23 protein-coding genes and 1 pseudogene are annotated in these 23,576 nt (G+C 73.0%); 11 read left to right on the forward strand and 13 right to left on the reverse strand.

Annotation, left to right across the window (positions count from 1 at the left end; all coding sequences use genetic code 11):
* Positions 1 to 23 precede the first annotated feature (23 nt).
* On the forward strand, positions 24 to 239 hold the full coding sequence (locus tag IE170_RS23205; protein WP_125541766.1) for a hypothetical protein: 216 nt from the start codon (positions 24 to 26) through the stop codon (positions 237 to 239).
* A gap of 71 nt (positions 240 to 310) precedes the next feature.
* Positions 311 to 637, forward strand: coding sequence for a hypothetical protein (locus tag IE170_RS23210; protein ID WP_189811386.1), 327 nt, complete (start codon positions 311 to 313; stop codon positions 635 to 637).
* A gap of 94 nt (positions 638 to 731) precedes the next feature.
* Here the strand turns inward: IE170_RS23210 and IE170_RS23215 are convergent, their stop codons facing one another.
* From IE170_RS23215 to IE170_RS23230, 4 genes are all read right to left on the reverse strand, one after another.
* A complete protein-coding gene (locus tag IE170_RS23215; protein ID WP_189811387.1) occupies positions 732 to 1,787 on the reverse strand; it encodes a hypothetical protein in 1,056 nt (351 codons plus the stop codon).
* Positions 1,788 to 1,876: 89 nt separating this feature from the next.
* Positions 1,877 to 2,854 (reverse strand): ABC transporter substrate-binding protein, encoded by a 978-nt coding sequence (locus tag IE170_RS23220; RefSeq protein ID WP_189811388.1) that lies wholly within the window; start codon positions 2,852 to 2,854, stop codon positions 1,877 to 1,879.
* Positions 2,855 to 2,896: 42 nt separating this feature from the next.
* A complete protein-coding gene (locus tag IE170_RS23225; RefSeq protein ID WP_189811389.1) occupies positions 2,897 to 3,562 on the reverse strand; it encodes an ABC transporter permease in 666 nt (221 codons plus the stop codon).
* A 2-nt stretch (positions 3,563 to 3,564) separates the two neighbouring features.
* Positions 3,565 to 4,278, reverse strand: coding sequence for an ABC transporter permease (locus tag IE170_RS23230; protein WP_189811390.1), 714 nt, complete (start codon positions 4,276 to 4,278; stop codon positions 3,565 to 3,567).
* 167 nt (positions 4,279 to 4,445) lie between these two features.
* On the opposite strand from IE170_RS23230, the gene IE170_RS23235 reads away from it, so the two are divergent.
* Entirely contained in the window at positions 4,446 to 5,429 is a 984-nt protein-coding gene (locus tag IE170_RS23235) for an ABC transporter ATP-binding protein (RefSeq protein WP_189811391.1), read from the forward strand.
* 94 nt (positions 5,430 to 5,523) lie between these two features.
* Here the strand turns inward: IE170_RS23235 and IE170_RS23240 are convergent, their stop codons facing one another.
* Positions 5,524 to 6,633 (reverse strand): alpha/beta hydrolase, encoded by a 1,110-nt coding sequence (locus IE170_RS23240; RefSeq protein ID WP_189811392.1) that lies wholly within the window; start codon positions 6,631 to 6,633, stop codon positions 5,524 to 5,526.
* A gap of 155 nt (positions 6,634 to 6,788) precedes the next feature.
* Between IE170_RS23240 and IE170_RS23245 the strand changes: the two genes are divergently transcribed.
* From IE170_RS23245 to IE170_RS23270, 6 genes are all read left to right on the forward strand, one after another.
* Positions 6,789 to 8,645: a phosphatidylglycerol lysyltransferase domain-containing protein gene (locus IE170_RS23245; protein WP_189811393.1), complete on the forward strand. Its 1,857-nt coding sequence runs from the start codon at positions 6,789 to 6,791 to the stop codon at positions 8,643 to 8,645.
* 152 nt (positions 8,646 to 8,797) lie between these two features.
* A complete protein-coding gene (gene folP, locus IE170_RS23250; protein WP_189811394.1) occupies positions 8,798 to 9,670 on the forward strand; it encodes a dihydropteroate synthase in 873 nt (290 codons plus the stop codon).
* Positions 9,671 to 9,713: 43 nt separating this feature from the next.
* A complete protein-coding gene (locus IE170_RS23255; RefSeq protein WP_189811395.1) occupies positions 9,714 to 10,157 on the forward strand; it encodes a nuclear transport factor 2 family protein in 444 nt (147 codons plus the stop codon).
* A gap of 128 nt (positions 10,158 to 10,285) precedes the next feature.
* Complete coding sequence (gene folB, locus IE170_RS23260; RefSeq protein WP_229885094.1) at positions 10,286 to 10,645, forward strand: dihydroneopterin aldolase; 360 nt, start codon at positions 10,286 to 10,288, stop codon at positions 10,643 to 10,645.
* A complete protein-coding gene (gene folK, locus IE170_RS23265; protein ID WP_229885095.1) occupies positions 10,642 to 11,250 on the forward strand; it encodes a 2-amino-4-hydroxy-6-hydroxymethyldihydropteridine diphosphokinase in 609 nt (202 codons plus the stop codon). The genes folB and folK overlap by 4 nt, the downstream gene beginning before the upstream one ends.
* A gap of 61 nt (positions 11,251 to 11,311) precedes the next feature.
* The gene (locus IE170_RS23270; protein WP_114053546.1) at positions 11,312 to 11,803 is read left to right on the forward strand and encodes a DUF3180 domain-containing protein; all 492 of its coding nucleotides are present in this window, start codon (positions 11,312 to 11,314) and stop codon (positions 11,801 to 11,803) included.
* Positions 11,804 to 11,827: 24 nt separating this feature from the next.
* Here IE170_RS23270 and folE read toward each other — a convergent pair whose 3' ends face one another.
* The 6 genes from folE to dacB form a co-directional block, all read right to left on the reverse strand.
* Positions 11,828 to 12,433 carry a GTP cyclohydrolase I FolE gene (gene folE / locus IE170_RS23275; protein ID WP_189811398.1) on the reverse strand — a complete coding sequence of 202 codons (606 nt, stop codon included), beginning with the start codon at positions 12,431 to 12,433 and terminating at the stop codon, positions 11,828 to 11,830.
* A gap of 109 nt (positions 12,434 to 12,542) precedes the next feature.
* Positions 12,543 to 14,555, reverse strand: coding sequence for an ATP-dependent zinc metalloprotease FtsH (ftsH, locus tag IE170_RS23280; RefSeq protein WP_189811399.1), 2,013 nt, complete (start codon positions 14,553 to 14,555; stop codon positions 12,543 to 12,545).
* Between the two features lie 207 nt (positions 14,556 to 14,762).
* Complete coding sequence (gene hpt / locus IE170_RS23285; protein ID WP_114053543.1) at positions 14,763 to 15,323, reverse strand: hypoxanthine phosphoribosyltransferase; 561 nt, start codon at positions 15,321 to 15,323, stop codon at positions 14,763 to 14,765.
* 65 nt (positions 15,324 to 15,388) lie between these two features.
* On the reverse strand, positions 15,389 to 16,471 hold the full coding sequence (gene tilS, locus IE170_RS23290) for a tRNA lysidine(34) synthetase TilS (protein ID WP_189811400.1): 1,083 nt from the start codon (positions 16,469 to 16,471) through the stop codon (positions 15,389 to 15,391).
* A gap of 201 nt (positions 16,472 to 16,672) precedes the next feature.
* Positions 16,673 to 17,824, reverse strand: coding sequence for an Rv3626c family coenzyme F420 biosynthesis-associated protein (locus IE170_RS23295; RefSeq protein WP_189811401.1), 1,152 nt, complete (start codon positions 17,822 to 17,824; stop codon positions 16,673 to 16,675).
* Between the two features lie 69 nt (positions 17,825 to 17,893).
* Positions 17,894 to 19,327 (reverse strand): D-alanyl-D-alanine carboxypeptidase/D-alanyl-D-alanine endopeptidase, encoded by a 1,434-nt coding sequence (dacB, locus tag IE170_RS23300; protein ID WP_229885100.1) that lies wholly within the window; start codon positions 19,325 to 19,327, stop codon positions 17,894 to 17,896.
* A 147-nt stretch (positions 19,328 to 19,474) separates the two neighbouring features.
* On the opposite strand from dacB, the gene IE170_RS23305 reads away from it, so the two are divergent.
* A complete protein-coding gene (locus IE170_RS23305; protein WP_125541818.1) occupies positions 19,475 to 19,966 on the forward strand; it encodes an inorganic diphosphatase in 492 nt (163 codons plus the stop codon).
* 184 nt (positions 19,967 to 20,150) lie between these two features.
* Entirely contained in the window at positions 20,151 to 21,806 is a 1,656-nt protein-coding gene (locus IE170_RS23310) for a threonine/serine exporter family protein (RefSeq protein WP_189811403.1), read from the forward strand.
* 139 nt (positions 21,807 to 21,945) lie between these two features.
* On the opposite strand, the pseudogene IE170_RS23315 reads toward IE170_RS23310, so the two are convergent.
* Together IE170_RS23315 and IE170_RS23320 are read right to left on the reverse strand one after the other, a co-directional pair.
* Positions 21,946 to 22,581: pseudogene (locus IE170_RS23315) on the reverse strand (DedA family protein); the annotation flags it as partial.
* Positions 22,582 to 22,732: 151 nt separating this feature from the next.
* Entirely contained in the window at positions 22,733 to 23,491 is a 759-nt protein-coding gene (locus IE170_RS23320; RefSeq protein WP_189811405.1) for a MerR family transcriptional regulator, read from the reverse strand.
* Positions 23,492 to 23,576 lie beyond the last annotated feature (85 nt).

Here is a 23,576-nt window from a genome sequence, read left to right on the forward strand (position 1 = left end):
GTGGCCCAGGGCAGACTGGGGGCATGTCCCACTCACCCCGACGCGCCTGCCCCTCCTGCGGGCGCGACTGCGCCGTGACCGCCGGCCGGATCGCCCGGCACGACCCGCCGGCCGGGCGGGACCGGGGCACCCTCGTGTCCTGCCCCGGCTCCCGGGCCCGGGTGGTGCTCGGCGCGTCCGCACCGACACTGGACGGCTTCGTCCTGCCGGAACTCCCGGGCCAGCTGCCGCTCTTCTGAGTAGGCCGGGCCCCGGTGGCTGAGTAGGCGGACGGATGCCGGAGGCCCGCCGCGCCGGACAGCATGGCCGCATGACCTGGTACCGGCAGACCTCCCCCACCGCGCAGGCGGCCCGCGCCACCCGGATCCGGCGGGGCGCGGTCATCGCCTTCGTGATGTTCCTCCCCCTGCTGTGCGCCACGAAGCTCGTGGCGCTGGCCACGGACTCGGGCGGCCGGTGCCTGGTGTACGGCGGCTGCCCGCCGTTCCCGTGGGAGGCCTTCCTGTGGGTCTGCGGCGCCGCGGCGGCCGCCTTCGCGGCGGCGGTGGCCGCACCGTTCCGGTTCCGTTCGGCGGCCCGCGGCGCCCAGGTGGGCCTGCAGCTGCTCGCCGCCTCGATCGTCCTGGCCCGGCCCTGACCGGAGCGCAGGATCCGCCGCGTACGGGGGTCGCGGCGGCCGGGCCGTCCCTTCCCGGGCCCGCCGGTCGCCGGCCGGGTCCGGGAGGGGCGGCTCAGGAGATGGCGCTGCGCAGGCGGACGACGTCGATCGGCTCGGTCTCGTCGTGCTCGGTCAGGTCGATGACCTGGCCGGCCTCGTCCTGCGCCGTCTCGGCGCGGCCGGCCTCGCCCCGGCCCGCGTCGGCCCGTTCGCCGGCGGCCTGTTCACCGGCGTCCGGGCGGGCCTGCGGTGCCGCGGCCGCCCGGTCGGCCTCGGACTCCGCCTTGTGCGCTTCGAGGGCCTCGGCGCCGACCACGTCCGCGAGGTCCTCGTCCTGGACCGACTCGATCGCCGCGCGCGCCCGGTCGGCGTTCTTCGTGCCGAAGAAGTCGAAGCCGCCCATCGTGCGGGGCGCCGGCCGGCGAGCGGCCTGGTACGGGGCCACGGGCGCGGCGGGGCGGCGCGCCGGCAGGGACGCGCCCTCCGCGGGCGTCGCCTGCGGGGCGGGCCCGGCCTCGATGGCGGCCGGACCGGCGGCGCGCTCCTCGGCCTTGCGGGCCAGGGCGGCGAGGGCCGCGTGGGCGCGGGCGTACCCGACGGAGGTGGGCGCCCCGCTCGACGTGCGCTCCTCGGTGACCGCCGGGAGCTCCTTGGGGGCGTCGGCCGGGGCCGCGGTGGCCTCGATGGCCAGGAGGCGGCGGCCCTCCAGTGCGCTGGCCCGCTCGGTCTCGGCGGTGGCGTAGCGGCGCAGGAGCGCCGCGTGCTCACCGCGCAGGCCCGCGAGTTCGACCCGCTTGGCCCGCAGTTTGGCGTCGAGCTTGCCGCGCAGGACCCGGGCCTCTTCGAGGGCGGCCTCCAGCTCGGCGATGCGCTCCTCGGTCCGCCACTCGTCCTTGACGCGCTCGCGCGCCAGCTCGGCGACGCGCCGGCCCGCGGCGCGGTCCCAGCTGCGCATGAGGACGGCTCCCGCGATGCCCGCGGCCGCCGCGAGGGCCGCGAGCAGCCGCAGCACCACGAGCTGGTCGACGAGCCAGGCCGCGGCCGCGCCGGCGAGGGACACACCGGCGACGGCCGTCGGGGTGAGCAGCCGGTGCAGGGGTTCGGGGTTGCGGTGGCGTCCACGGGGCATGGCCAGAAATTTACAGGGCGTGGGGGTCCTGTGGGGGTGTCGGCGGGCAATCTGTTCCCCGCCCGTTGCCCGCCGCGCCCGCGCACCCGTCAGCCGGCCAGGCCCTTGGCCTTCAGGTAGGCCCTGGCGACGTCCGCGGGCTTCTCCCGCAGGGCGTCCACCCGGCGGTTGAGGTCGGCGAGGTCGGCGGTCGTGAGCGTCCTGGTCAGGCCGTCGAGGGCCGCCGCGACCTCCGGCGCGCCCGCGTCCCGGGCATTGACCACGGGCAGGACGTTGTCGGCGTTCTGGAGCTTCCGGTCGTCCTCCAGCAGGACCAGGCCGTAGCTGTCGAGCGTGGCGTCCGTGGTCGTGGTGAGCACCAGCTGCGCCGCGCCGTCCTTGACGGCCTGCTTGGCCTGCGGGGTGCCGACGCCCTTCGGGTCGATGCCGGAGACCGTGATCCCGTACGCCGTCTTCAGCCCCGGCGCGCAGAAGGGCCGTACGGAGCACTCGTCGCCGGCGGCGATCCGCACCGGCAGGCCGGACTTGCCGAGGTCGGAGAGCGTCTTCAGGTTGTTCTTCGCCGCGTATTCCTTCGACACGGCGAAGGCGTTCTGGTCGACCGCACCGCCCGCCGGGAGGACCTTCAGGCCGAGGGGGCCCGCCAGCTTCTCCAGGGCGGCGACGGTCGCCGCGGCGTCGCTGGACGCGACGGGCTTCTCCTGCGGCGCGTTCGGCCCGTTGACCTTGGCGTTGAGGAACTCGGCGAGGGTGGCGGCGTACTCGGGCACGACGTCGATCTCGCCCTTCTCCAGCGAAGGCTCGTACAGCTCCCGGTTGTTGACCGTGGTGACCGAGGTGCTGTAGCCGGCGTGGCGCAGCACCTGCGCGTACAGCTCGGCGAGCACGTTCGACTCGGTGAACCCGGCGGCCCCGACCACGAGGGTGCCCTTCCCGCCGACCGCCCCGCCGGAGGCCGCCGCGCCGTCCCTGCTCTTTTCCAGGCTGTCCCCGCCGCAGGCGGTGAGCGAGGCGGCCAGGGCGAGCGCCCCGAAGGCGGCGCCGAAAGTGCGGACGGGCTTGCTCATGGGTGCTCCTCCAGGGGTTGGGGTACGGGCGGGAAGGCCGCGTCAGCGCGCCGCCGGGCGCGGGAACAGCCGGTCGACGGCGACGAGGACGCCCTCGACCAGCAGAGCGAGGCCCGCCACGAGGAGGGCGCCCGCCACGACCTGGGCGGTGTTGTAGGTGTTGAACCCGGCCGTGATGATCCGGCCGAGGCCGCCCTGGCCGACCATCGCGGCGATGGTGGCCGTCGCGACGACCTGGACGGCGGCCGACCGCACCCCCGTCATCACCAGCGGCCGCGCCAGCGGCAGTTCGACGCGCAGGAGCAGCTGGCCCGCGGACATGCCCATGCCGCGGGCGGCCTCGACCACGGACCGGTCCACCCCGCGCACGCCGACGTAGGCGTTGGTCAGCAGGGGCGGGACGGCGAAGAGGACGAGCGCGGCGACGGTCGGGACGTGGCCCGCGCTGCGCAGCGGCGAGACCATGAACAGCGCGAGCACCGCGAACACCGGCACGGCGCGCCCGATGTTGGAGAGGTTCACGGCCAGGGCGCCGCCGCGGCCGGTGTGGCCGAGCCACAGGCCGACGGGGAGCGCGAGGGCGCAGGCCAGCACGAGTGCCGTTCCGCTGACCAGGGCGTGCTCGCCGAGGCGGTGCCACACGCCGTTCTCGCCGTACCAGTTGGCACCGTCGGCCAGCCAGTCGAAGACCCTGCCCGGTACGCCCACGCTCAGACCTCCCCGTTGCGAAGTCGCCGCCGCCGCCCGTCGCCGGCGCCCGCCGCGCGCGCCCACGGGGTGAGCAGCCGCTGCACGCCGAGCAGCAGCAGGTCCGCGGCGAGGGCCAGCAGGACGCACAGCAGGGAGGCGGTGAGCACCTGGGCCTTGAAGTTGCTGCTGACGGCCGGGGCGATGAGGTTGCCGAGGCCGCCCTTGCCGACGATGGAGCCGACGGTGGTCAGGGCGACGGTGGAGACGGTCGCGATCCGCACCCCGGCGAGCAGCGCGGGCACCGCGAGCGGCAGTTCGACCTGCCACAGCAGCCGGGCAGGCCCGTACCCCATGCCGCGGGCGGCCTCCCGGACCTCGTCGGGGACGGCCTCCAGCCCGGCGAGGGTGTTGCGGACCAGGATCGTCAGCGAGTACAGCACGAGGCCGGTGACGACGAGGGCGGCCGACAGCCCGAACAGCGGCAGCAGCAGCGAGAACATGGCCAGCGAGGGGATCGTGTAGAGCAGGGTGGTGAGGCCGAGGACGGGCGCGGCCCAGCGCCGGCCCCGGCGGGCGAGCAGGGCGAGCGGCACGGCCACGGCGAGGCCGATGAGGACGGAGGCCGCGGTGATCCACACGTGCTGGACGGCGGCGTCGGTGAGCTCCTCGGAGCGGGAGGCGACGTACTCCCAGCACAGCCAGTCGTTCGCCACCAGGCAGCCCTGCCCGGCCATCGCCCCCGCCCCCTCACCGTGCCGACGCTCGTACGCCCGTCCGGAACCGGACGTCCTCCGCGACCCTATCCCCCGCTTCCCCGGGTGGCCGGAACCATTCGCACAAGGGCAACACTCCCGTCATCTCCCGTCACACGTCCGCGCCGCGGGTGCGCGAGGATGGCGGGGTGATCAGATTCGAGCACGTGACCAAGCGCTACGCCGATGGGACGACGGCCGTCGACGACCTCTCCTTCGAGGTGGCCGAGGGCGAACTGGTCACCCTGGTGGGCCCGTCGGGCTGCGGCAAGACCACCACCATGAAGATGGTGAACCGGCTGGTCGAGCCCACCTCCGGCCGGATCCTGCTCGGCGGCGAGGACATCGCCGCCGCCGACCCGGTGCAGCTGCGCCGCCGCATCGGCTACGTCATCCAGCAGGTCGGGCTCTTCCCGCACAAGACGGTGCTGGAGAACACGGCGACCGTCCCGCAGCTCGTCGGCACCCCGAAGGCCGCCGCCCGCGCCCGGGCCGCCGAACTCCTCGAACTCGTCGGCCTGGACCCGTCCGTGTACGGGGGCCGCTACCCCGCGCAGCTGTCCGGCGGGCAGCGCCAGCGCGTCGGGGTGGCCCGCGCACTCGCGGCGGACCCGCCGGTGCTGCTGATGGACGAGCCGTTCGGCGCGGTGGACCCGGTGGTCCGCGAGCGCCTGCAGAACGAATTCCTGGCCCTGCAGAAGACGGTGCGCAAGACGATCCTGCTGGTCACGCACGACCTGGAGGAGGCGGTCCGGCTCGGCGACCGCATCGCCGTGTACGGGCGGGCGGGCACCATCGAGCAGTTCGACCGCCCGGCCGCCGTGCTGGGCGCGCCCGCCAACGGGTACGTGGCCTCCTTCGTCGGCGCGGACCGCGGCCTGAAGCGGCTCGCCGTCACCCCCGTCCGGGCGGCCGACCTGGAGCCGGCCGACGGGACGGCCCCGGAGGCCGCCGTGCCGCTGGGGTCCTCGCTGCGCGAGGCGCTCGCCGCGCTGCTCCAGCAGGACGCGGGGCGGATCGGCGTCGCGGACCCGGAGTCGGGGCGGCTCGCCGGCGTCCTGACCCCGCAGGGCGTGCACCGGGCGCTGCGGCGCGCGGAGGCCGCGGAGGCCGCGCAGGACGGCGGCTCCTGACGCGGCGTCCGGCCCCGGAAACGCGGAAGACCGGCCGCGGGGGCCGGTCTCGTCCGGGTGTGAAGGCGCCGCCCCGGTGCTCCCGGGGCGGCGGTCAGGCCTGGATGCGGTTGCTCATCCACACCAGCATGGGCGGGATCTCGCGGCGCCAGGTGTTGAAGTTGTGGCCGCCGCTGTCGAGGATGATCGAGGAGACCCGGTCCGGGCCCTTCACCAGCTTGATGAACTTGCGGGTGTCCTCCAGGTTGGGCTCGCCCTGCTCGCTGCTGGTCACGAGGAACGACGTGCCCGACGGCTGCTTGCGCTCCATGCTGTGGAGGATGTCGGCGCGCTTCTTCAGGTTCTCGTCGCCCTGGAACAGGTTGCCCGTGGTGGCGTCGTTCGGGGCCTCGTAGTAAGCGGACAGGCCGGCCGCGGCACCGAAGGTCTGCGGGTAGTGCGCGGCGATCTTCAGGGCGCAGTAGCCGCCCGTGGAGTTGCCGATGAAGCCCATGTTCTCGGGCTTCTTGCCGACCCGGAAGGTGTTCTGGATCGCCTGGGGCAGGTCCTGCGCGAAGAAGGTCTCGGTCTGCGGGCCGCCGGGGATGTCGACGCACTCGGTGTCCCGGGGCGGCGCGACGGTCGGGCGCAGCATGACCAGGATCATCGGCTTCATCTTGCCCGCCTTGGCCTGCTTGAAGGCCGTCATCGGGTAGTTCAGCCCTTTGATCAGGTTCTCGGCGGTGCCCGGGTAGCCCGTCAGCACGATGGAGGCCGGGAAGTTGGCCTCCTTGTGCTGCGGCTGGAAGTACTCCGGCGGCAGCCACACGTATCCGGGGCTCGTTATCTTCGACTTCTCCCCGGTTATGGACACCTTGAGGATCTGGCCGCCCACCTGGGGCTGGGCGCCGCCCGGGACCTCGAGCTTCTGCTTGTCGACGACCTTGATGTCCTTGCTGCTCATGGAGTGGTCGACGACCTTGCCGACGGAGGTCTCCTTGCCGAGGAGGTCCGCCCAGGAGCCGTAGAAGGAGAACGACTGGTTCGCCGCGAGGCCCACCGCCGCGAAGATCGCGAGCTGGGTGGCCAGCAGGAGGCCGATCCGGCCGAGCATCGCACGCCAGGTGCGGCCCGAGAGCCGGGGCCAGAGGTACACGGTGGCCGCGAAGAGCAGCACACCGACGGCGACGGCCAGCGCCAGAACCGTGTTACTGGTGAGACCCATGAGCAGTCAGTCGACTTTCTGATGGCAGGACTGGATTTTCTCGGCGAAAGAGTGAACCCGCTCGACCCCGGCGTCGTCCTAGTGGACGCACCACACTCCGGAGGCTGTCGTCGCGGCCTTCGGCCACATGATCTCTCGCGGAGCAACGGGAAGCGATGTCTAGCAGGATAGATGGCGATAAGTCGGGACAGGTTCCGAGCGGGGTGCGCCGAATCCTCCGCGGACCACGACCTGAGTCGGTCCCCGGGCTGGTGGGTACGGCCGTCACGATCGTCGGCCTCCTCGACATCGCCGCGGGTGTCTTCCCGCGGTTCAGGCACAGCCGGATCCACGCGGTCACCGAGGTGCTGCCCGGTTCGCTGGGCCCCTTCGCCGCCGCCCTGTCCATCAGCGCGGGCGTGCTGCTCCTCCTGCTCGCGCACGGCCTGAAGCGGCGCAAGCGGCGCGCCTGGCGCGCCGCCGTCGTCCTGCTGCCCGCGGGCGCCGTGGCCCAGTTCACGTACCGGCACTCGATCGCCGGCGTCGTCATCGCCGCGCTGCTGCTGGCGCTCCTGCTGCGCCACCACCGCGAGTTCAAGGCGCTGCCCGACCCGCGCAGCCGCTGGAAGGCGCTGGCCAACTTCGTGCTGATGAGCGCCGGCTCCATCGGCCTCGGCCTCGTCATCGTCAACTCCCACCCCGGCCGCGTCATCGGCCGTCCGGGGATCTACGAGCAGATCACCCACGTGGTATATGGCCTGTTCGGCTTCGAAGGACCCGTGGATTACGCCGGACGGGTGTCCTGGACCGTCGGCTACTCCCTCGGCGCCCTCGGCATGCTGACCGCGCTCACCACCATCTACCTGGCCCTGCGCCCCGAGCACCCGGCCGCCCGCCTCACCGCCGACGACGAGGCCAAGCTGCGCGAACTGCTCGCCCGCCACGGCGGCCGCGACTCCCTCGGCCACTTCGCGCTGCGCCGCGACAAGGCCGTCGTCTTCTCCCCCAGCGGCAAGGCCGCCGTCACCTACCGCGTCGTCTCCGGCGTGATGCTCGCCTCCGGCGACCCGATCGGCGACGTCGAGGCCTGGCCCGGCGCCATCGAGCGGTTCATGGAGGAGGCCAAGGCCCACTCCTGGACACCGGCCGTCATGGGCTGCAGCGAGACGGGCGGCGAGGTCTGGACCCGCGAGACCGGCCTGGACGCCCTGGAGCTCGGCGACGAGGCCATCGTCGACGTCAAAGACTTCTCCCTCACCGGCCGCGCCATGCGCAACGTCCGCCAGATGGTGAAGCGCATCGAGCGCAACGGCTACACCACCAAGGTCCGCCGCGTCGCCGACCTCACCGAGGAGGAGCTGGAGCAGGTCCGCGGCGCCGCCGAGGCCTGGCGCGGCACCGACACCGAGCGCGGCTTCTCCATGGCCCTGGGCCGGGTCGGCGACCCGGAGGACGGCGACTGCATCATCGCCACGGCCCACCGCACCGAGGAGGGCGACACCAGCCCCTTCGGCGACCTCAAGGCCATCCAGCACTTCGTGCCGTGGGGCAAGGACGGCATGTCGCTGGAGCTGATGCGCCGCGACCGCGCCGCCGACCCCGGCATGAACGAGCTGCTGATCGTCGCCTCCCTGGAAGCCGCCCCCTCCCTCGGCATCGAGCGGGTCTCGCTGAACTTCGCGATGTTCCGCTCCGCCCTGGCCCGCGGCGAGAAGATAGGCGCCGGTCCGGTCCTGCGGATGTGGCGCAACCTGCTGGTGTTCCTCTCCCGCTGGTTCCAGATCGAGTCGCTGTACAAGTTCAACGCGAAGTTCCGCCCCCGCTGGGAGCCCCGCTTCGTCGTCTTCCGCAGCACCGGCGACCTGCCCCGCATCGGCTTCGCCGCCATGCAGGCCGAGGGCTTCGTGACGCTGGCCCTGCCGCGGCTCTTCGCCGCCCGCCGCCGCCCGAAGCCGGTCCGCGACTGCGCCCACGCCCACCTGCAGCCCGCCGCCCCCGCCAAGGCCCCGGAGCGCGAGGTCCAGGCGGCCTGAGCCCCCGCCGCCCCGCAGCAGCCGTACGCACCGCCCGGTCCCCGGTTGCCCGGGGGCCGGGCTCCGTGCTTCCCGGGGCCGCGCACCCCCGGCTCCCGGGGCCGACCGCCGCCCGGGCCGTGCCCGGAGCGGGGCAGCCCTACCCTGGGACCATGAACAACACGCACGGGGCCGTCGGCAGGGGCCGGGTCGCAGGCCTGCCGGAATGGGACCGCTGCGGGGTCATGGGCGTCGTCAACGTCACCCCGGACAGCTTCTCCGACGGGGGCCGCTTCTTCGACACCACCGCCGCCGTCAAGCGGGGCCTCGACCTCGTCGCCCACGGCGCCGACCTCGTCGACGTCGGCGGCGAGTCCACCCGCCCCGGCGCCACCCGCGTCGACGAGGAGGAGGAGCTGCGCCGCGTCGTCCCCGTGGTCCGCGGCCTCGCCTCCGAAGGCGTCACCGTCTCCGTCGACACCATGCGCGCCACCGTCGCCGCACAGGCCGTCGCGGCGGGTGCCCGCCTCGTCAACGACGTCAGCGGCGGCCTCGCCGACCCGGGAATGGTGCCCGCCGTGGCCGCCGCCGAGGTGCCCTTCGTCGTGATGCACTGGCGCGGGTTCAGCAAGGACATGAACAGCCTCGCCGTCTACGGGGACGTCCTCGCCGAGGTCACCGCCGAGCTCCGCGACCGCATCGACGCCGTCGTCGCCGGGGGCATCGCCCCCGAGCGGCTCGTCGTCGACCCCGGGCTCGGCTTCGCGAAGAACGCCGAGCACGACCTGGCCCTCGTCGCCCACCTGCCCGAGCTGCGGGCCCTCGGCTTCCCGCTGCTCGTCGCCGCCTCGCGCAAACGATTCCTCGGCCGGGTCCTGGCCGGCGCCGCCGACGCCGCGCCGCCGCCTGCCCGCGAGCGCGACGCCGCCACCGCGGCCGTCTCCGCCATCGCCGCCCACCGGGGGGCCTGGGCCGTACGGGTCCACGAGGTACGGGCCACGGCCGACGCGGTTCGGGTGGCCCGCGCCGTGGAAGGGGCTTGGTGACCGGTCCCGCACCCGAGGCCCGAACCACCTGGAAAGGGGCAAGGTGAGCAGAACCGACATCGAAGCGGTCGAAGAGGTCAACACGGCTTTCTACGAGGCCATGGAGCAGGGGGACTTCGACTCCATGTCGGCGCTCTGGCTGGAGGACGAGGTCTCCTGCGTGCACCCCGGGTGGCCCGTGCTGTCCGGCCGCGGCGAGGTGCTGCGCTCGTACGCGCTGATCATGTCGCACACCGACTACATCCAGTTCTTCCTCACCGACACCAAGGTCGCCGTCCTCGGCGACACGGCCCTGGTCACGTGCACCGAGAACATCCTCAGCGGGGGCCCCGCCGAGGACGGCGGGGAGCTCGGCCCGCTCGTCGGCCAGCTCGTCGTCGCCACGAATGTGTTCAGACGCACATCCGAGGGCTGGCGCCTGTGGTCCCACCACGGATCCCCGGTCCTGGCGGACACCGACGAGGACGACGAAGAGGCCCCCGGCTGACCCCAACGGCAGGCCGGGGGCCCGTTCGCAGGTAGATTCGAAGGCGGACGACGCCGACCGCACTCGGCGCAGGCCCATGGATCCGGGGAGTCCCGGACCGCAAGCACTACGAAGCAGGAGTGATTCGCGTGGATCGTGTCGCGCTGCGCGGCCTCAAGGCCCGCGGGCACCACGGCGTCTTCCCCCGGGAGCGCGAGGAAGGCCAGACCTTCATCGTCGACCTCGTGCTGCACATCGACACCCGCCCGGCCGCGGAGGACGACGACCTGGCGAAGACGGTCCACTACGGCGTCGTCGCCGAGGAGGTCGTCGCCGTGGTCGAGGGCGAGCCCGTCGACCTCATCGAGACCCTGGCGGAGCGCATCGCCCAGCAGTGCCTGAAGCACGAGGCCGTCGCCCAGGTGGAGGTCGTCGTCCACAAGCCGGACGCGCCGATCACCGTCCCCTTCGACGACGTGACCATCACGATCACCCGGAGCCGCGCGTGAACAACGGACTGAACGCCCAGAGCGACCCGACCGTCCAGCCGGTGCCGGCGTCCGTCGTCGAAGCCGTCGACGCCGCCGACGTCACCCTGTCCAACCCGAAGTGGGCCGTCATCGCCCTCGGCTCCAACCTGGGCAACCGGATGGACACTCTCCAGGGCGCCGTCGACGCCCTCGGCGACACCCCCGGCATCCGGGTCAAGGCCGTCTCGCCCGTCTACGAGACCGAGCCGTGGGGCGTCGAGCCCGGTTCGCAGCCCTCGTACCTGAACGCGGTGGCGCTGGTGAAGACGACCCTGCCGCCGTCCTCCCTGCTGGAGCGCGGCCACGCCATCGAGGAGGCCTTCGACCGCGTCCGCGAGGAGCGCTGGGGCCCCCGCACCATCGACGTCGACATCGTCGCGTACGCGGACGTCGTCTCCGACGACCCCGTCCTCACCCTCCCGCACCCGCGCGCCCACGAGCGGGCCTTCGTCCTGGCCCCCTGGCACGACGTCGACCCCGAGGCGCGGATCCCCGGCCGCGGGCCCGTCGCCGACCTGCTGGACGGGATCGGCCGCGGCGGCGTCACGCCGCGCCCCGACCTGGAACTCCGCCTCCCCGAGTAGTCGTTAGCCTGGTCACTGCCAGACTGCCGGGGAACCGGCGCGGAAAGCGGGGAGCGGGCACGTGAAGCAACTGAAGCCGGCCGTCCTGGCGGGCATCTTCGCCGTGGCCGGGGTGCTGTCCTGGGCGGGCGCCCGGCTGTGGAACGCCTACGGCAGCCTGCCTGGCGTCCCCCTGGCGGCGCCCGTCGTGCTCGGGGTGATCGCCGTCGTGCTGCTCGCCACGGCGCTGTCGCTGCGCTCCCGGCTGAAGGCGCAGCGGGAGCGCCGCCCCGACGCGAAGGGCGTCGAGCCGCTGATGGCCGCCCGGGCGCTGGTCTTCGGCCAGGCCAGCGCGCTGGTCGCGGCGCTCGTCGCGGGCATGTACGGCGGCGTGGGCGTCTTCCTCCTGGCCGACGGCCTGGAGGTGCCCGCCCGCCGCGACCAGGCCTGGTACGCGGCGTTCTCGGTGCTCGCGGGCATCGCGGTCATCGCGGCCGCCCTGTTCCTGGAGCGCGTCCTGAAGCTCCCCGAGGACGACGACACCGCCCCGCCGCAGGCGCCCTCGCGGGCCTGACCGCCGACGGGGCGGGCGGCGGCGTCAGCGGGCCACTATCAGGCTCATGGCCTCGCTGCGGGTGGCGGGGTCGCGGAGCTGGCCGCGGACCGCCGAGGTCGTCGTCTTCGCGCCCGGCTTGCGGATGCCGCGGACCGACATGCACATGTGCTCGGCCTCCACGACGACGATCGCGCCGCGCGCCTCCAGGATCTCCATCAGCGAGTCCGCGATCTGCGTCGTCAGCCGCTCCTGCACCTGCGGGCGCCGGGCGTAGACCTCGACGAGGCGGGCCAGCTTGGACAGCCCGGTGATCTTCCCGCTCTCCGCCGGGATGTACCCGACGTGGGCGACGCCGTGGAAGGGCAGCAGGTGGTGCTCGCAGAGGGAGACGATCTCGATGTCCTTCACCAGGACCATCTCGTCGTGCCCGAGGTCGAAGGTGGTCGTCAGGACGTCCTCGGGCTTCTGCCACAGGCCCGCGAGGATCTCGCGGTAGGCCCGGGCCACGCGCGCCGGCGTCTCCAGGAGGCCTTCCCGGTCCGGGTCCTCGCCGACCGCCAGGAGCAGCTCGCGGACGGCCGCTTCGGCCCGCTTCTCGTCGAACACGCCGATCGTGCCCTCGCCGTCCAGGGTCACTGGGTCGGTCATCTGTGCCTCGTTCCTGTCTTCGATCACACGGGCATACGAAAATGCCGCGCCCCCCAGGCTAGAACCCGGGGGGCGCGGCATCCATTCCGGGACCCGCCCCGGCCTGCGCCTACTCGGCGCGGTCTTCCGTGACGGGGTCCTTCTCGACCGAGACGGCGGCCGAGGTGCCGTTCGCCGCGTTCGTCAGCTGGAGCTCCTTCGGGGAGAGCACCGGCGGGCGGGTCGACGGGGTGCGGTGCGCCGAGCCGGTCCAGGCCGGGCGGGCCGGGCGCTTGACCACCGTGGAGAAGATCTCGGCGATCTCCTCCTTGCCCAGGGTCTCCTTCTCCAGAAGGGCCAGGACCAGGTTGTCGAGGACGTCCCGGTTCTCGACCAGGATCTCCCAGGCCTCGTTGTGCGCGGTCTCGATGAGCTTCTTGACCTCTTCGTCGACCAGCGCCGCGACCTCTTCCGAGTAGTCGCGCTGGTGCGCCATCTCGCGGCCCAGGAACGGCTCGGTGTTGTCGCCGCCGAACTTGATCGCGCCGAGCCGCTCGGTCATGCCGTACTGGGTGACCATCGCGCGGGCCGTGGCGGTGGCCTTCTCGATGTCGTTCGCGGCGCCGGTGGTCGGGTCGTGGAAGACCAGCTCCTCCGCCGCGCGGCCGCCCAGCATGTAGGCCAGCTGGTCGAGCATCTCGTTGCGCGTGGTCGAGTACTTGTCCTCGTCCGGCAGGACCATCGTGTAGCCGAGGGCCCGGCCGCGGGACAGGATCGTGATCTTGTGGACCGGGTCGGAGTTCGGGGACGCCGCCGCCACCAGGGCGTGGCCGCCCTCGTGGTACGCGGTGATCTTCTTCTCCTTGTCGGACATGATCCGGGTCCGCTTCTGCGGGCCCGCCACGACGCGGTCGATCGCCTCGTCCAGCATGTGGTTGTCGATCAGCTTCTTGTCCGAGCGGGCCGTGAGCAGCGCGGCCTCGTTCAGCACGTTGGACAGATCGGCACCGGTGAAGCCGGGGGTGCGCCGGGCGACGGCCGACAGGTCGACGTCCGGGGCGACCGGCTTGCCCTTCTGGTGGACCTTGAGGATCTCCAGGCGGCCCTGCATGTCCGGCCGGTCGACGGCGATCTGCCGGTCGAAGCGGCCCGGGCGCAGCAGCGCCGGGTCGAGGATGTCCGGGCGGTTCGTGGCGGCGATCAGGATGACGCCGCCCTTGACGTCGAAGCCGTCCATCTCGACGAGCAGCTGGTTCAGGGTCTGCTCGCGCTCGTCGTGGCCGCCGCCGAGGCCCGCGCCGCGGTGCCGGCCGACGGCGTCGATCTCGTCGACGAAGACGATCGCCGGGGCGTTCGCCTTCGCCTGCTCGAACAGGTCGCGCACGCGGGAGGCGCCGACGCCGACGAACATCTCGACGAAGTCGGAACCGGAGATCGAGTAGAACGGGACGCCCGCCTCGCCGGCGACGGCACGCGCCAGCAGGGTCTTGCCCGTGCCGGGCGGGCCGTAGAGCAGGACGCCCTTGGGGATCTTCGCCCCGACGGCCTGGAACTTGGCCGGCTCCTGCAGGAACTCCTTGATCTCGTGGAGCTCCTCGACGGCCTCGTCCGATCCGGCGACGTCCGCGAAGGTCGTCTTCGGGGTGTCCTTGGTGATGAGCTTGGCCTTCGACTTGCCGAAGTTCATCACCCGGGAGCCGCCGCCCTGCATCTGGTTCATCAGGAACAGGAAGACGACGACGATGAGGACGAAGGGCAGGAGCGAGAGCAGCACGCTCAGGAAGGGGCTGGTCTTGTCCGGGGCGACGGAGTAGCCGTCGGGGATCTGACCTGCTTCGTACTTGGTCTGGAGGCTCTGGGCGAGCTGCACGCCCTGGTCTCCGATGTAGTTGGCCTGGAACTTCGACCCGGACTTGTCGCCGAGCTTCTCGTTCTTCTTCAGGTCAATCTTGATCATCTGGCTGTCGCCGGTGGTCAGGCGCGCCTGCTCCACCTGGCCACTGTTGATCGCCTTGATGACCTCGCTGGTGTCCACCGACTTGTAGCCGCCGCCTGAGCTGACGACGTTCATCAACACGACCACGGCGAGGACGGCCAGCACGATCCACATGACCGGCCCACGGAAGTATCGCTTCACGTCCATCCATACGGGACGCCGGGCGCCCCGTCCCTCCTGCCCGTAGGTAAATGCTGCTGTGAGTAAAGACTGTTCTTCGGAATGTACCCCTGTATTGTCACCCGCGGCCCGGTGGGACGGCTGACAGAACTGCTTTCCCCTGCTTCAACGGCCGGGGGCGGCCGGGGGTTCCCCGGCGGGGACCCCGGTCGGAGCCCCCGCGCAGGAGGTGCGTCAGCCGCCGTAGACGTGCGGGGCGAGGGTGCCGACGAACGGCAGGTTGCGGTACTTCTCGGCGTAGTCGAGGCCGTAGCCGACGACGAACTCGTTCGGGATGTCGAAGCCGACCCACTTCACGTCGATGGCGACCTTCGCGGCGTCGGGCTTGCGCAGCAGGGTGACGACCTCCAGGGACGCCGGCTGGCGGGAGCCCAGGTTCGACAGCAGCCAGGACAGCGTCAGGCCGGAGTCGATGATGTCCTCGACGATCAGGACGTGCTTGTCCTTGATGTCGGTGTCCAGGTCCTTGAGGATCCGCACCACGCCGGAGGACTGGGTGCCGGCGCCGTACGAGGACACCGCCATCCAGTCCATGGTGAGCGGGGTGGACAAGGCGCGCGCCAGGTCCGCCATCACCATCACCGCGCCCTTGAGGACGCCGACGATGAGCAGGTCCTTGCCCGCGTACTCCGCGTCGATCTTCGCGGCCAGCTCGGCCAGCTTCGCGTCGATCTCTTCCTTGGTGATGAGCACCGACGCCAGGTCGCTGCCCATGTCCTTCTCGTCCACCCGCATCACTTTCGTTGTCGGCCGGGACCCCGGGGGCGACCCCGGAGGACTCAGCCGTGTTTCAGCACCTATCAGCCCTGCCGGATGACAAGTCTGCCACCCTGGCGCCGGGCCTCCACCCGGCCGGGCAGGTTGATGGCGCCCTGGCCCCGCCATCCGGTGATGAGCCGGTCGACTTCCTCGATGTGCCGGGCGAAGAGGGAGCCTGCCGGGGAGCCCGCCGCGACGACGGCCCGGCGCAGCACGCGGCGGCGGACGGCCGGGGGCAGGGCGTAGAGCTTGGCGCACTCCAGCCGTCCGTCGTCGTCGCGTACGCCGGCCTCGGCCTCGGCCGCCCAGGCGTCGAGGGCGTCCGCGTCGTCGCGGGAGAGCTGGGCGGTGCGGGCGAGCGCCTCGACGACGCCCTTGCCGAGGGCCTTCTCCAGGGCGGGCAGCCCTTCGTGCCGCAGCCGGGAGCGGGTGTAGGCCGGGTCGATGTTGTGCGGGTCGTCCCACACGGGCAGCGACTGCACCATGCACGCCTTGCGGGCGGTCTGCCGGTCGACCTGGAGGAAGGGGCGGCGGTAGCGGTGGGTGCGGCCGGCGGTGCCCTGTCCGCCGGGGCCGGCGGAGACCTCGGGCATCCCGGACAGGGAGCGGATGCCGGAGCCGCGGGCCAGCCCCAGCAGGACGGTTTCCGCTTGATCGTCCCGGGTGTGGCCGAGCAGTACGGCGGCGGCCCCGAGCCTGCCCGCGGCGTCGTCCAGGGCGGCGTAGCGGGCGTCGCGGGCCGCCGCCTCGGGCCCGCCCCCGCGGCCGACGTGCACGGTGACCGCCTCGACCGGGTCCAGGCCCAGGGCGGCCATGCGGGTGGCGACCTCGGCCGCGCGCAGGTCGGAGCCCGGCTGGAGGCCGTGGTCGATGGTGACGCCGCCGGCCCGGATGCCCAGCTTGGGCGCCTCGAAGGCGAGGGCCGAGGCGAGGGCCATGGAGTCGGCGCCGCCGGAGCAGGCGACGAGGACGAGCGGCGGGGTGCCTCCGCCGGGCGCCGGGAGGAGCGCGCCCCGGCCGGCGCCGCCGCGCACGGCGGACCGTTCGGTGAGGTCGGTCAGGACGTCGTGGAGAACGCGGCGGACCGCCAGGCGTATCGCCGCGACCGCAGGATGGGGACCCATGTCCGGTGCCCTTCGGTGGAGTTTCGTCAGATGCCGTGGGAGGCCGGGAGCGGCCTCCGCGGGGTGGCGGTTGTCACTCAGAGTGCGTCGATGGTGACAGAACCGAGCCGTTCCCTGAGCATCGCACGCCCTTCCACGCCCCACGGTCCCTCGGACGGGTGACGCTCGTTCCCTCCATGAGACAGGTTTACGCCTGCCGGGTCATTCCCCTTCGCCCGGTTCGCCGCCCCTGCCGTGCACACGGGCCACCCAGTCCGCGGGCCGGGCGATCTCCGCCTTGGTCGGCAGCGTGTTGGGGGAGGTCCACACCCGGTTGAAGCCGTCCATGCCGACCTGGCCGACGACGGCCCGTACGAAGCGCTCGCCGTCGCGGTACTGGCGCAGCTTGGCGTCGAGGCCGAGGAGCTTGCGCAGCGCGGCGTCCAGCCGGCCGGCACCCGTGGCGCGGCGCTGCTGGAACTTCTCCCGGATCTCGGCGACGGAGGGCACCACCTCGGGGCCGACGCCGTCCATGACGTAGTCGGCGTGGCCCTCCAGCAGGGACATGACGGCGGTGAGGCGGCCCAGCACCTCGCGCTGCTCGGGCGTCTGGACGAGCTCGACGAGGGTGCGGCCCTCGTCGCCGCGCTCGGCGTCGGGGCGGGCCCCGGCGAAGGCCTGGGCGGCCTCGCGCAGCCGCTCCAGGAGGGCGGCCGGGTCCATCTCGGTGGCGCCGAGGAAGCTCTGGATCTCGGCTTCGAGGTGGTCGCGCAGCCAGGGCACGGCCGTGAACTGGGTGCGGTGCGTCTCCTCGTGCAGGCAGACCCACAGCCGGAAGTCGTGCGGGTGCACGTCCAGCTCGCGCTCGACGTGGACCACGTTGGGGGCGACGAGGAGGAGCCGGCCGCCGGCGGCGGCCCCGGAGCCGCGGGAGAGGTCGCGCTCCAGGGGCGCGAAGGTCTCGTACTGGCCGAGCACGCGGGAGGCGAGGAAGCTCAGCAGCATGCCCAGCTCGACGCCGGTGACCTTGCCGCCGACGGCGCCGAGGACGCCGGCGCCGGGGGTGCCGGCGCGGCGGTCCTGCATCTTGCCGAGCAGCGGCGCGAGGAGCTCGCGGAAGCCGGCCACGTTGGCCCGGACCCAGCCGGCCCGGTCGACGACCAGGACGGGGGTGTCGGGGACCTCCGCACCGTCGGGGATCATGCGGGTGAACCCGCGCACGTGGCGCTCCGAGGTCCTCGCGTGCCGGCGCAGCTCCGCCACCACGGCCCGGGCCTCGTCGCGCGTGACCTCCGGACCCGGCCGGACCAGCCGCGTCGCGGTCGCCACCGCGAGGTTCCAGTCGACCATCTCGGCACCACCGATGCTCGTCATGCGTCAACGGTACGTGGACCCGGGCCGCTGCGGATCCCCCGCGCAGCCGCCGGCGTCCGGCCGCGGCTGCTAGCGGGCGGCGGCCACGGCGGCGGCGAGCCGGTCGAGCCGCTTCTCGGCGGCGGGGCCGTCGGGGGCCTCGGCGCTGAGGAACGCGAAGGCGAGCAGCCGCCCGGAGGCGTCCACGACGGTGCCCGACAGGGCGTTCACCCCGGTGAGGGTGCCGGTCTTGGCGCGGACGAGGCCGGCGGCCGGGGAGTCGCCCGCGTTGCGGGCGCGCAGCGTGCCGGTGAACCCGGCGACGGGCATCCCGGTGAGGACGGGCCGCAGCTCGGGGTGGTGCGGGTCGGCGGCCCTGGCCAGGATCCCGGTGAGCAGGCTCCCGGTGATGCGGTCGGCGCGGTTCAGGCCGCTGCCGTCGGTGAAGCGCGAGCCGGCCGTGTCCAGGCCGAGGGAGGCCAGCCGGTCGGAGACGGCCTTCTCGGCGCCCTCGAAGCTGGCGGGCCGGCCGGAGGCGAGGGCGGTCTGCCGGGCGAGTGCCTCGGCGATGTCGTTGTCGCTGTGGGTCAGCATCCGCTCGACCAGCCCGGAGACGGGCGTGGAGAGGGTGACCGCGAGCGGCTGGGTGCCCGCGGCGGCCTTGGCGCGGGCGGGTTCGCCGGTGACGGTGATGCCGCGTTCCGCCAGGAGGGCGGCGAAGGAGCGGGCGGTGTGGGCGGCGGGGTCCTCGATGCGCGTCACGGGCCCGGAGACGGAGTCGTCGGGCCGTGCCTCGTCGGCCATGAGGGGGCTAACGAGGGCGAGGTTGGCGTTGACGCCGATCGGGTGCCGGGCCGGGCCGGTGAAGAGGCCGTCGTCGTAGCCGAGTGCGACCGTGTCCCGGCCGGTGGCCTTGAGCGCCTGGGCGGTGTCGGCGGCGAGCGCCACGAGGCTGCCGCCGGAGCCGGCCGGGGGCTTCTTCTTCGCCGTGAGGGAGGGGTCCCCGCCGCCGACGAGGACGATCTGCCCGGGGTCGGTGCCGGGGGAGACGGTGGTGCGGATGCGGTGGTCGGGGCCGAGGGCGGTCAGTGCCGCGGCCGCCGTGGCGATCTTGGTGGTGGAGGCGGGGGCCATCGGCCGGCTCTCCCCGGACTCGAACAGGACCCGTCCGGTCGCGGTGTCCACGACCGAGGCGGTGCGGGCACTGCCCAGCGCCGGGTCGTCCAGCAGCGGCCGCAGCGCCTCGGCGAGCCCCGCGGGCTCGGCGGCCCCGGCCGCGCCGGCGGCCTGCGCGAGGCCCGGGCCGACGCCGGCGAGCACGCCGGGGGCGCTCGGCGCGGGCTGCGGCAGGGGCGGCGCGGCGTGATCTGCGCCACCCGCCGGTTCCCAGGAGGCGGCCCTGTCCCGCTCGGCCTTACGCTGACCGGAGTCCCAAGGACCGGCCGCGGACACCGCGGCCACCGACAGGGCGAGACCGGCGGCGGTCGACCCCGCGATGAGCTGCCACGTCTTGACCAGAGGCACCTCGCACCAGCCCCTTTCGCGATCACGTATGTGCGTGAGGGACACTTAACCACTGCGTCTTGCCGCGAGCATGGCACCCCACCCGGCAGGGCTGGGTCCGGACGCGCTATCACTCGAGCAACGAAGCTGATCATGGAGGAGCAGGACGTGGAGTTCGACGTCACCATCGAGATCCCCAAGGGTTCGCGGAACAAGTACGAGGTGGACCACGAGACCGGCCGGATCCGCCTGGACCGTCGCCTGTTCACCTCCACCAGCTACCCGACGGACTACGGCTTCGTCGAGAACACCCTGGGCGAGGACGGCGACCCGCTGGACGCCCTGGTCATCCTGGACGAGCCGACCTTCCCGGGCTGCCTGATCAAGTGCCGCGCCATCGGCATGTTCCGCATGACCGACGAGGCGGGCGGCGACGACAAGCTGCTGTGCGTGCCGGCCTCCGACCCGCGCGTGGAGCACCTGCGCGACATCCACCACATCTCCGAGTTCGACCGCCTGGAGATCCAGCACTTCTTCGAGGTCTACAAGGACCTGGAGCCGGGCAAGTCGGTCGAGGGCGCCAACTGGGTCGGCCGCACCGAGGCCGAGGCCGAGATCGAGCGCTCCTTCAAGCGCCTCCAGGAGCAGGGCGGCCACTGAGCCGCTCCGGCCCGCTGCGGCGGGCCGGTGAGGGCTCCTGCGAGCCCGTGCCCCGTCCCGCGGCGGGCGGCACCCCGGACGGGTGCCGCCCGCCGCGGCGTTTTCCCGGGGGCGGGCTCGTGGTCGCCCCGGATGAAACCGTTCCGCATACTGATACCCGGGCCGGCCAGGGACGGGAGGACGCGTGGCGGAGGCCGAGGGATCCGGGGACGAAGAGGACCGGAAGCCGCAATCCGACGAGGCGCACAGCGCCTTCTCCCCGCCGCCCGGCACCGGGCCGGAGCCCGTCGGCGACGACCAGCCGACCTCCGAGTTCACGGTGCCCGAGGGGCTGCCCCTGCCGCCGCCCGAGCCCCCGGAGGGCTCGGCGTTCGCACCGCCCTCCACCTACAGCGCCCAGCAGTCCCCGCCGGCGTACGTGCACGGCCCCGGGCTGCCCCTCGCGCGGATGACGGAGTCCCCCTGGCAGGACCGCATGCGCACCATGCTGCGCATGCCGGTGGACGTGCGGCCCGTCCCCGAGCCCGTGCAGCGGCACGGCGAGCCGGGGCACGCCGTCGGCCGCGTCCTCGACCTGACCCTGCGCATCGGCGAGCTGCTGCTCGCCGGCGGCGAGGGCGCCGAGGACGTCGAGGCCGCCATGTTCGCCGTGGCCCGCAGCTATGGGCTGGACCGCTGCGAGCCGACCGTCACCTTCACCATGCTGTCGATCACGCACCAGCCCTCGCTGGTGGGCGACCCCGTCTCGGCGAGCCGGACCGTACGCCGCCGCGGTACGGACTACACCCGGCTCGCGGCCGTCTTCCGCCTCGTGGCCGACATCAGCAGCCCCGAGGCCGAGATCACGCTGGAGGAGGCCTACCGGCGCCTCGCCGAGATCCGCCGCAACCGGCACCCGTACCCGACGTGGGTGCTCACCGCGGCCACCGGACTGCTCGCCGGCGCCGCCTCCGTCCTCGTCGGCGGCGGAGTCATCGTCTTCTTCGCGGCCGCGATCGGCGCCATGCTCGGCGACCGGCTCGCCTGGCTGTGCGCGGGGCGCGGGCTGCCGGAGTTCTACCAGTTCGTCGTCGCTGCGATGCCGCCCGCGGCGCTCGGCGTCGGCCTCGCGCTGACCGACGTCGACGCCCTCGCCTCCGCGGTGATCACCGGCGGGCTCTTCGCGCTGCTGCCCGGCCGGGCCCTGGTCGCCGCCGTGCAGGACGGCCTGACCGGCTTCTACATCACCGCGTCGGCCCGCCTGCTGGAGGTCATGTACCTCTTCATCGGCATCATCATGGGCGTCCTCGTGGTGCTGTACCTCGGGCTCCAGCTGGGCGCCGCGCCGCGGCCCGAGGAGGCCCTGCAGATCACCCAGCGGCCGCTGATCCAGATCGCGGCCTCGATGGTGCTGGTGTTCACGTTCGCGATCCTGCTCCAGCAGGAACGTTCCACCGTGTGGATCGTGACGCTCAACGGCGGAGTCGCCTGGGTGACCTTCGGGGCCCTGCACTACGCCGGGGGGATCCCGCCGGTGCCCTCCACCGCCGTCGCCGCCGGGCTCGTCGGCCTCTTCGGGCAGCTCTTCTCCCGCTACCGCTTCGCCTCGGCCCTGCCGTTCGTCACCGCCGCGATCGGGCCGCTGCTGCCCGGCTCGGCGACGTACTACGGACTGCTGCTCATCGCCGAGGACGAGCTCAACCGCGGCCTCGGCTCGCTCACCAACGCCGCCGCCATCGCGCTGGCCATCGCCATCGGCGTGAACCTCGGGCAGGAGGCCTCGCGGCTCTTCATGCGGATCCCGGGGGCCGCGAGCGCCGCCCGCCGCCGAGCCGCCGCCAAGCGCACCCGCGGGTACTAGAACCGCGGGAACCCGGGAGAAACGGCGGCGCCCCGCGGACCTCTGCGGGTCCGCGGGGCGCCGTACCGGGCCGTGGGGGCGTTCAGCGCTTGGCGTGCCGCCGGCGCTCGCCCTGGCTGCCGCCCGGGCCGCCCTGCCCGGGGAGCTCGGCCGCGGCCCTGCTCTCCTTGCGGGCCTTGAGCACCTCGATGACGACCGGGATGACGGAGACGAGGACGATGCCGATGAGGATCGGCTCGATGTTCTCCTTGATGAAGTCGATCTGGCCGAGCCAGTAGCCCGCGACCGTGATGCCGGTGCCCCAGGCGATGCCGCCGATCACGTTGTACGTGAGGAAGGTGCGGTACTTCATCGAGCCGGCGCCGGCGACCATCGGGGCGAAGGTGCGGATGATCGGGACGAAACGGGCGAGCACGATGGCCTTGGGGCCGTGCTTCTCCATGAACTCGTGCGCCTTGTCCAGGTTTTCCCGCTTGAACAGCTTGGAGTTCGGCCGGTTGAAGAGCTTGGGGCCGAAGTACTTGCCGATCATGTAGCCGACCTGGTCGCCGACGATCGCCGCGATCGTGATCAGCGCGCACACCAGCCACAGCGGCTGCTTGATGTACTCGCCGTTGGCGACGAGCAGGCCCGCGGTGAACAGCAGCGAGTCCCCGGGGAGGAACGCGAACAGTCCTGATTCCGCGAAGACGATGACCAGGATGCCGATCAGGCCGAAGTGCGAGATCAGATAGTCCGGGGACAGCCATTCGGGGCCGAGCGCAAGCGTGTACACGGGTGCCGGTCTCTCCTGGATCGGGGGGCGTCCGCGGATGAAGGGGGTGGGGCGGACGGAGGGGATCGTCTCAATTATCAACGCACACGGCCACCACCCGGTTCCAGGTACCGGGTGGCGGCCGTTCGGGACCGGTCGGGACCGGTCGGGGTCAGGCGCGGCGGACGGCGTTGGCGTTGATGGCGTCCCGCAGGAACACCGCCAGGCCGGGCCGCACGGCGTCGTAGAAGGCCGTGAACCGCTCGTCGGCCACGTACATCTCCCCGAGGCAGGTGTGCATCTCGTACGGGCAGGTGTAGTGGTTGCGCTCGATCCAGCCCCGGTGCTCCTCCGCCAGGTCCATGGCCTGCCCGGACTCCGGGTCGGCCCCGGCGTCCAGCAGCGCGGCCAGGCGCCGGTTGAGGTCCTCTCCCTCCGCCATGATCCGCTTCCAGTCGTCCTTGGTGTAGGACGCCGCCCGGCGGGCCGACTCCCGGTACGCCTCGGTGCCGCCCCAGCGCTGCTCGGCCTCCTCCGCGTACTGGTCCGGGTCGTGGGACCCGAACACCTCGAACTTCTCCTCGGGCGTGAGGTTGATGCCCATTCTGTTCGCCTCCATGGCTTGCTCCACGGCCTTGGCCATCTGCTGGAGCCGGGCGATCCGGTCGGACAGGAGGGAGTGCTGCCGGCGCAGGTGCTCCCTCGGGTCCGCGTCCGGATCGTCCAGCAGGACCGCGACCTCTTCCAGGGGGAAGCCGAGCTCCCGGTAGAACAGGATCCGCTGCAGCCTGTCGAGGTCGGCGTCGTCGTACCGCCGGTGCCCCGCGCTGCTGCGGCCGCTCGGCGAGAGCAGGCCGATCTCGTCGTAGTGGTGCAGGGTGCGCACCGTCACCTTGGCGAACGCGGCGACCTGGCCCACGGAGTAGCTCATTGCTTCCGCCCTTTCTCTCGCCTCCGACTCTCCCTCCTCACGCCGCGTGAGGTGCAAGCCGGCTCGGCCGGGGATGCGCCGGAGG

Origin of the sequence: Streptomyces toxytricini (assembly GCF_014649915.1) — a bacterium.
In the GTDB taxonomy this organism is placed as follows: Bacteria; Actinomycetota; Actinomycetes; order Streptomycetales; family Streptomycetaceae; genus Streptomyces; species Streptomyces toxytricini.

What these genes read in the sequence shown, in the direction of transcription:
- ftsH (WP_189811399.1), bottom strand. Translation starts at nt 14,555, where the DNA reads ATGGACGTGAAGCGATACTTCCGTGGGCCGGTCATGTGGATCGTGCTG.
- IE170_RS23210 (WP_189811386.1), top strand. Translation starts at nt 311, where the DNA reads ATGACCTGGTACCGGCAGACCTCCCCCACCGCGCAGGCGGCCCGCGCC.
- folE (WP_189811398.1), bottom strand. Translation starts at nt 12,433, where the DNA reads ATGACCGACCCAGTGACCCTGGACGGCGAGGGCACGATCGGCGTGTTC.
- IE170_RS23220 (WP_189811388.1), bottom strand. Translation starts at nt 2,854, where the DNA reads ATGAGCAAGCCCGTCCGCACTTTCGGCGCCGCCTTCGGGGCGCTCGCC.
- IE170_RS23240 (WP_189811392.1), bottom strand. Translation starts at nt 6,633, where the DNA reads ATGGGTCTCACCAGTAACACGGTTCTGGCGCTGGCCGTCGCCGTCGGT.
- hpt (WP_114053543.1), bottom strand. Translation starts at nt 15,323, where the DNA reads ATGCGGGTGGACGAGAAGGACATGGGCAGCGACCTGGCGTCGGTGCTC.
- folP (WP_189811394.1), top strand. Translation starts at nt 8,798, where the DNA reads ATGAACAACACGCACGGGGCCGTCGGCAGGGGCCGGGTCGCAGGCCTG.
- IE170_RS23230 (WP_189811390.1), bottom strand. Translation starts at nt 4,278, where the DNA reads ATGGCCGGGCAGGGCTGCCTGGTGGCGAACGACTGGCTGTGCTGGGAG.
- IE170_RS23215 (WP_189811387.1), bottom strand. Translation starts at nt 1,787, where the DNA reads ATGCCCCGTGGACGCCACCGCAACCCCGAACCCCTGCACCGGCTGCTC.
- IE170_RS23295 (WP_189811401.1), bottom strand. Translation starts at nt 17,824, where the DNA reads ATGACGAGCATCGGTGGTGCCGAGATGGTCGACTGGAACCTCGCGGTG.
- IE170_RS23320 (WP_189811405.1), bottom strand. Translation starts at nt 23,491, where the DNA reads ATGAGCTACTCCGTGGGCCAGGTCGCCGCGTTCGCCAAGGTGACGGTG.
- IE170_RS23245 (WP_189811393.1), top strand. Translation starts at nt 6,789, where the DNA reads ATGTCTAGCAGGATAGATGGCGATAAGTCGGGACAGGTTCCGAGCGGG.
- tilS (WP_189811400.1), bottom strand. Translation starts at nt 16,471, where the DNA reads ATGGGTCCCCATCCTGCGGTCGCGGCGATACGCCTGGCGGTCCGCCGC.
- IE170_RS23205 (WP_125541766.1), top strand. Translation starts at nt 24, where the DNA reads ATGTCCCACTCACCCCGACGCGCCTGCCCCTCCTGCGGGCGCGACTGC.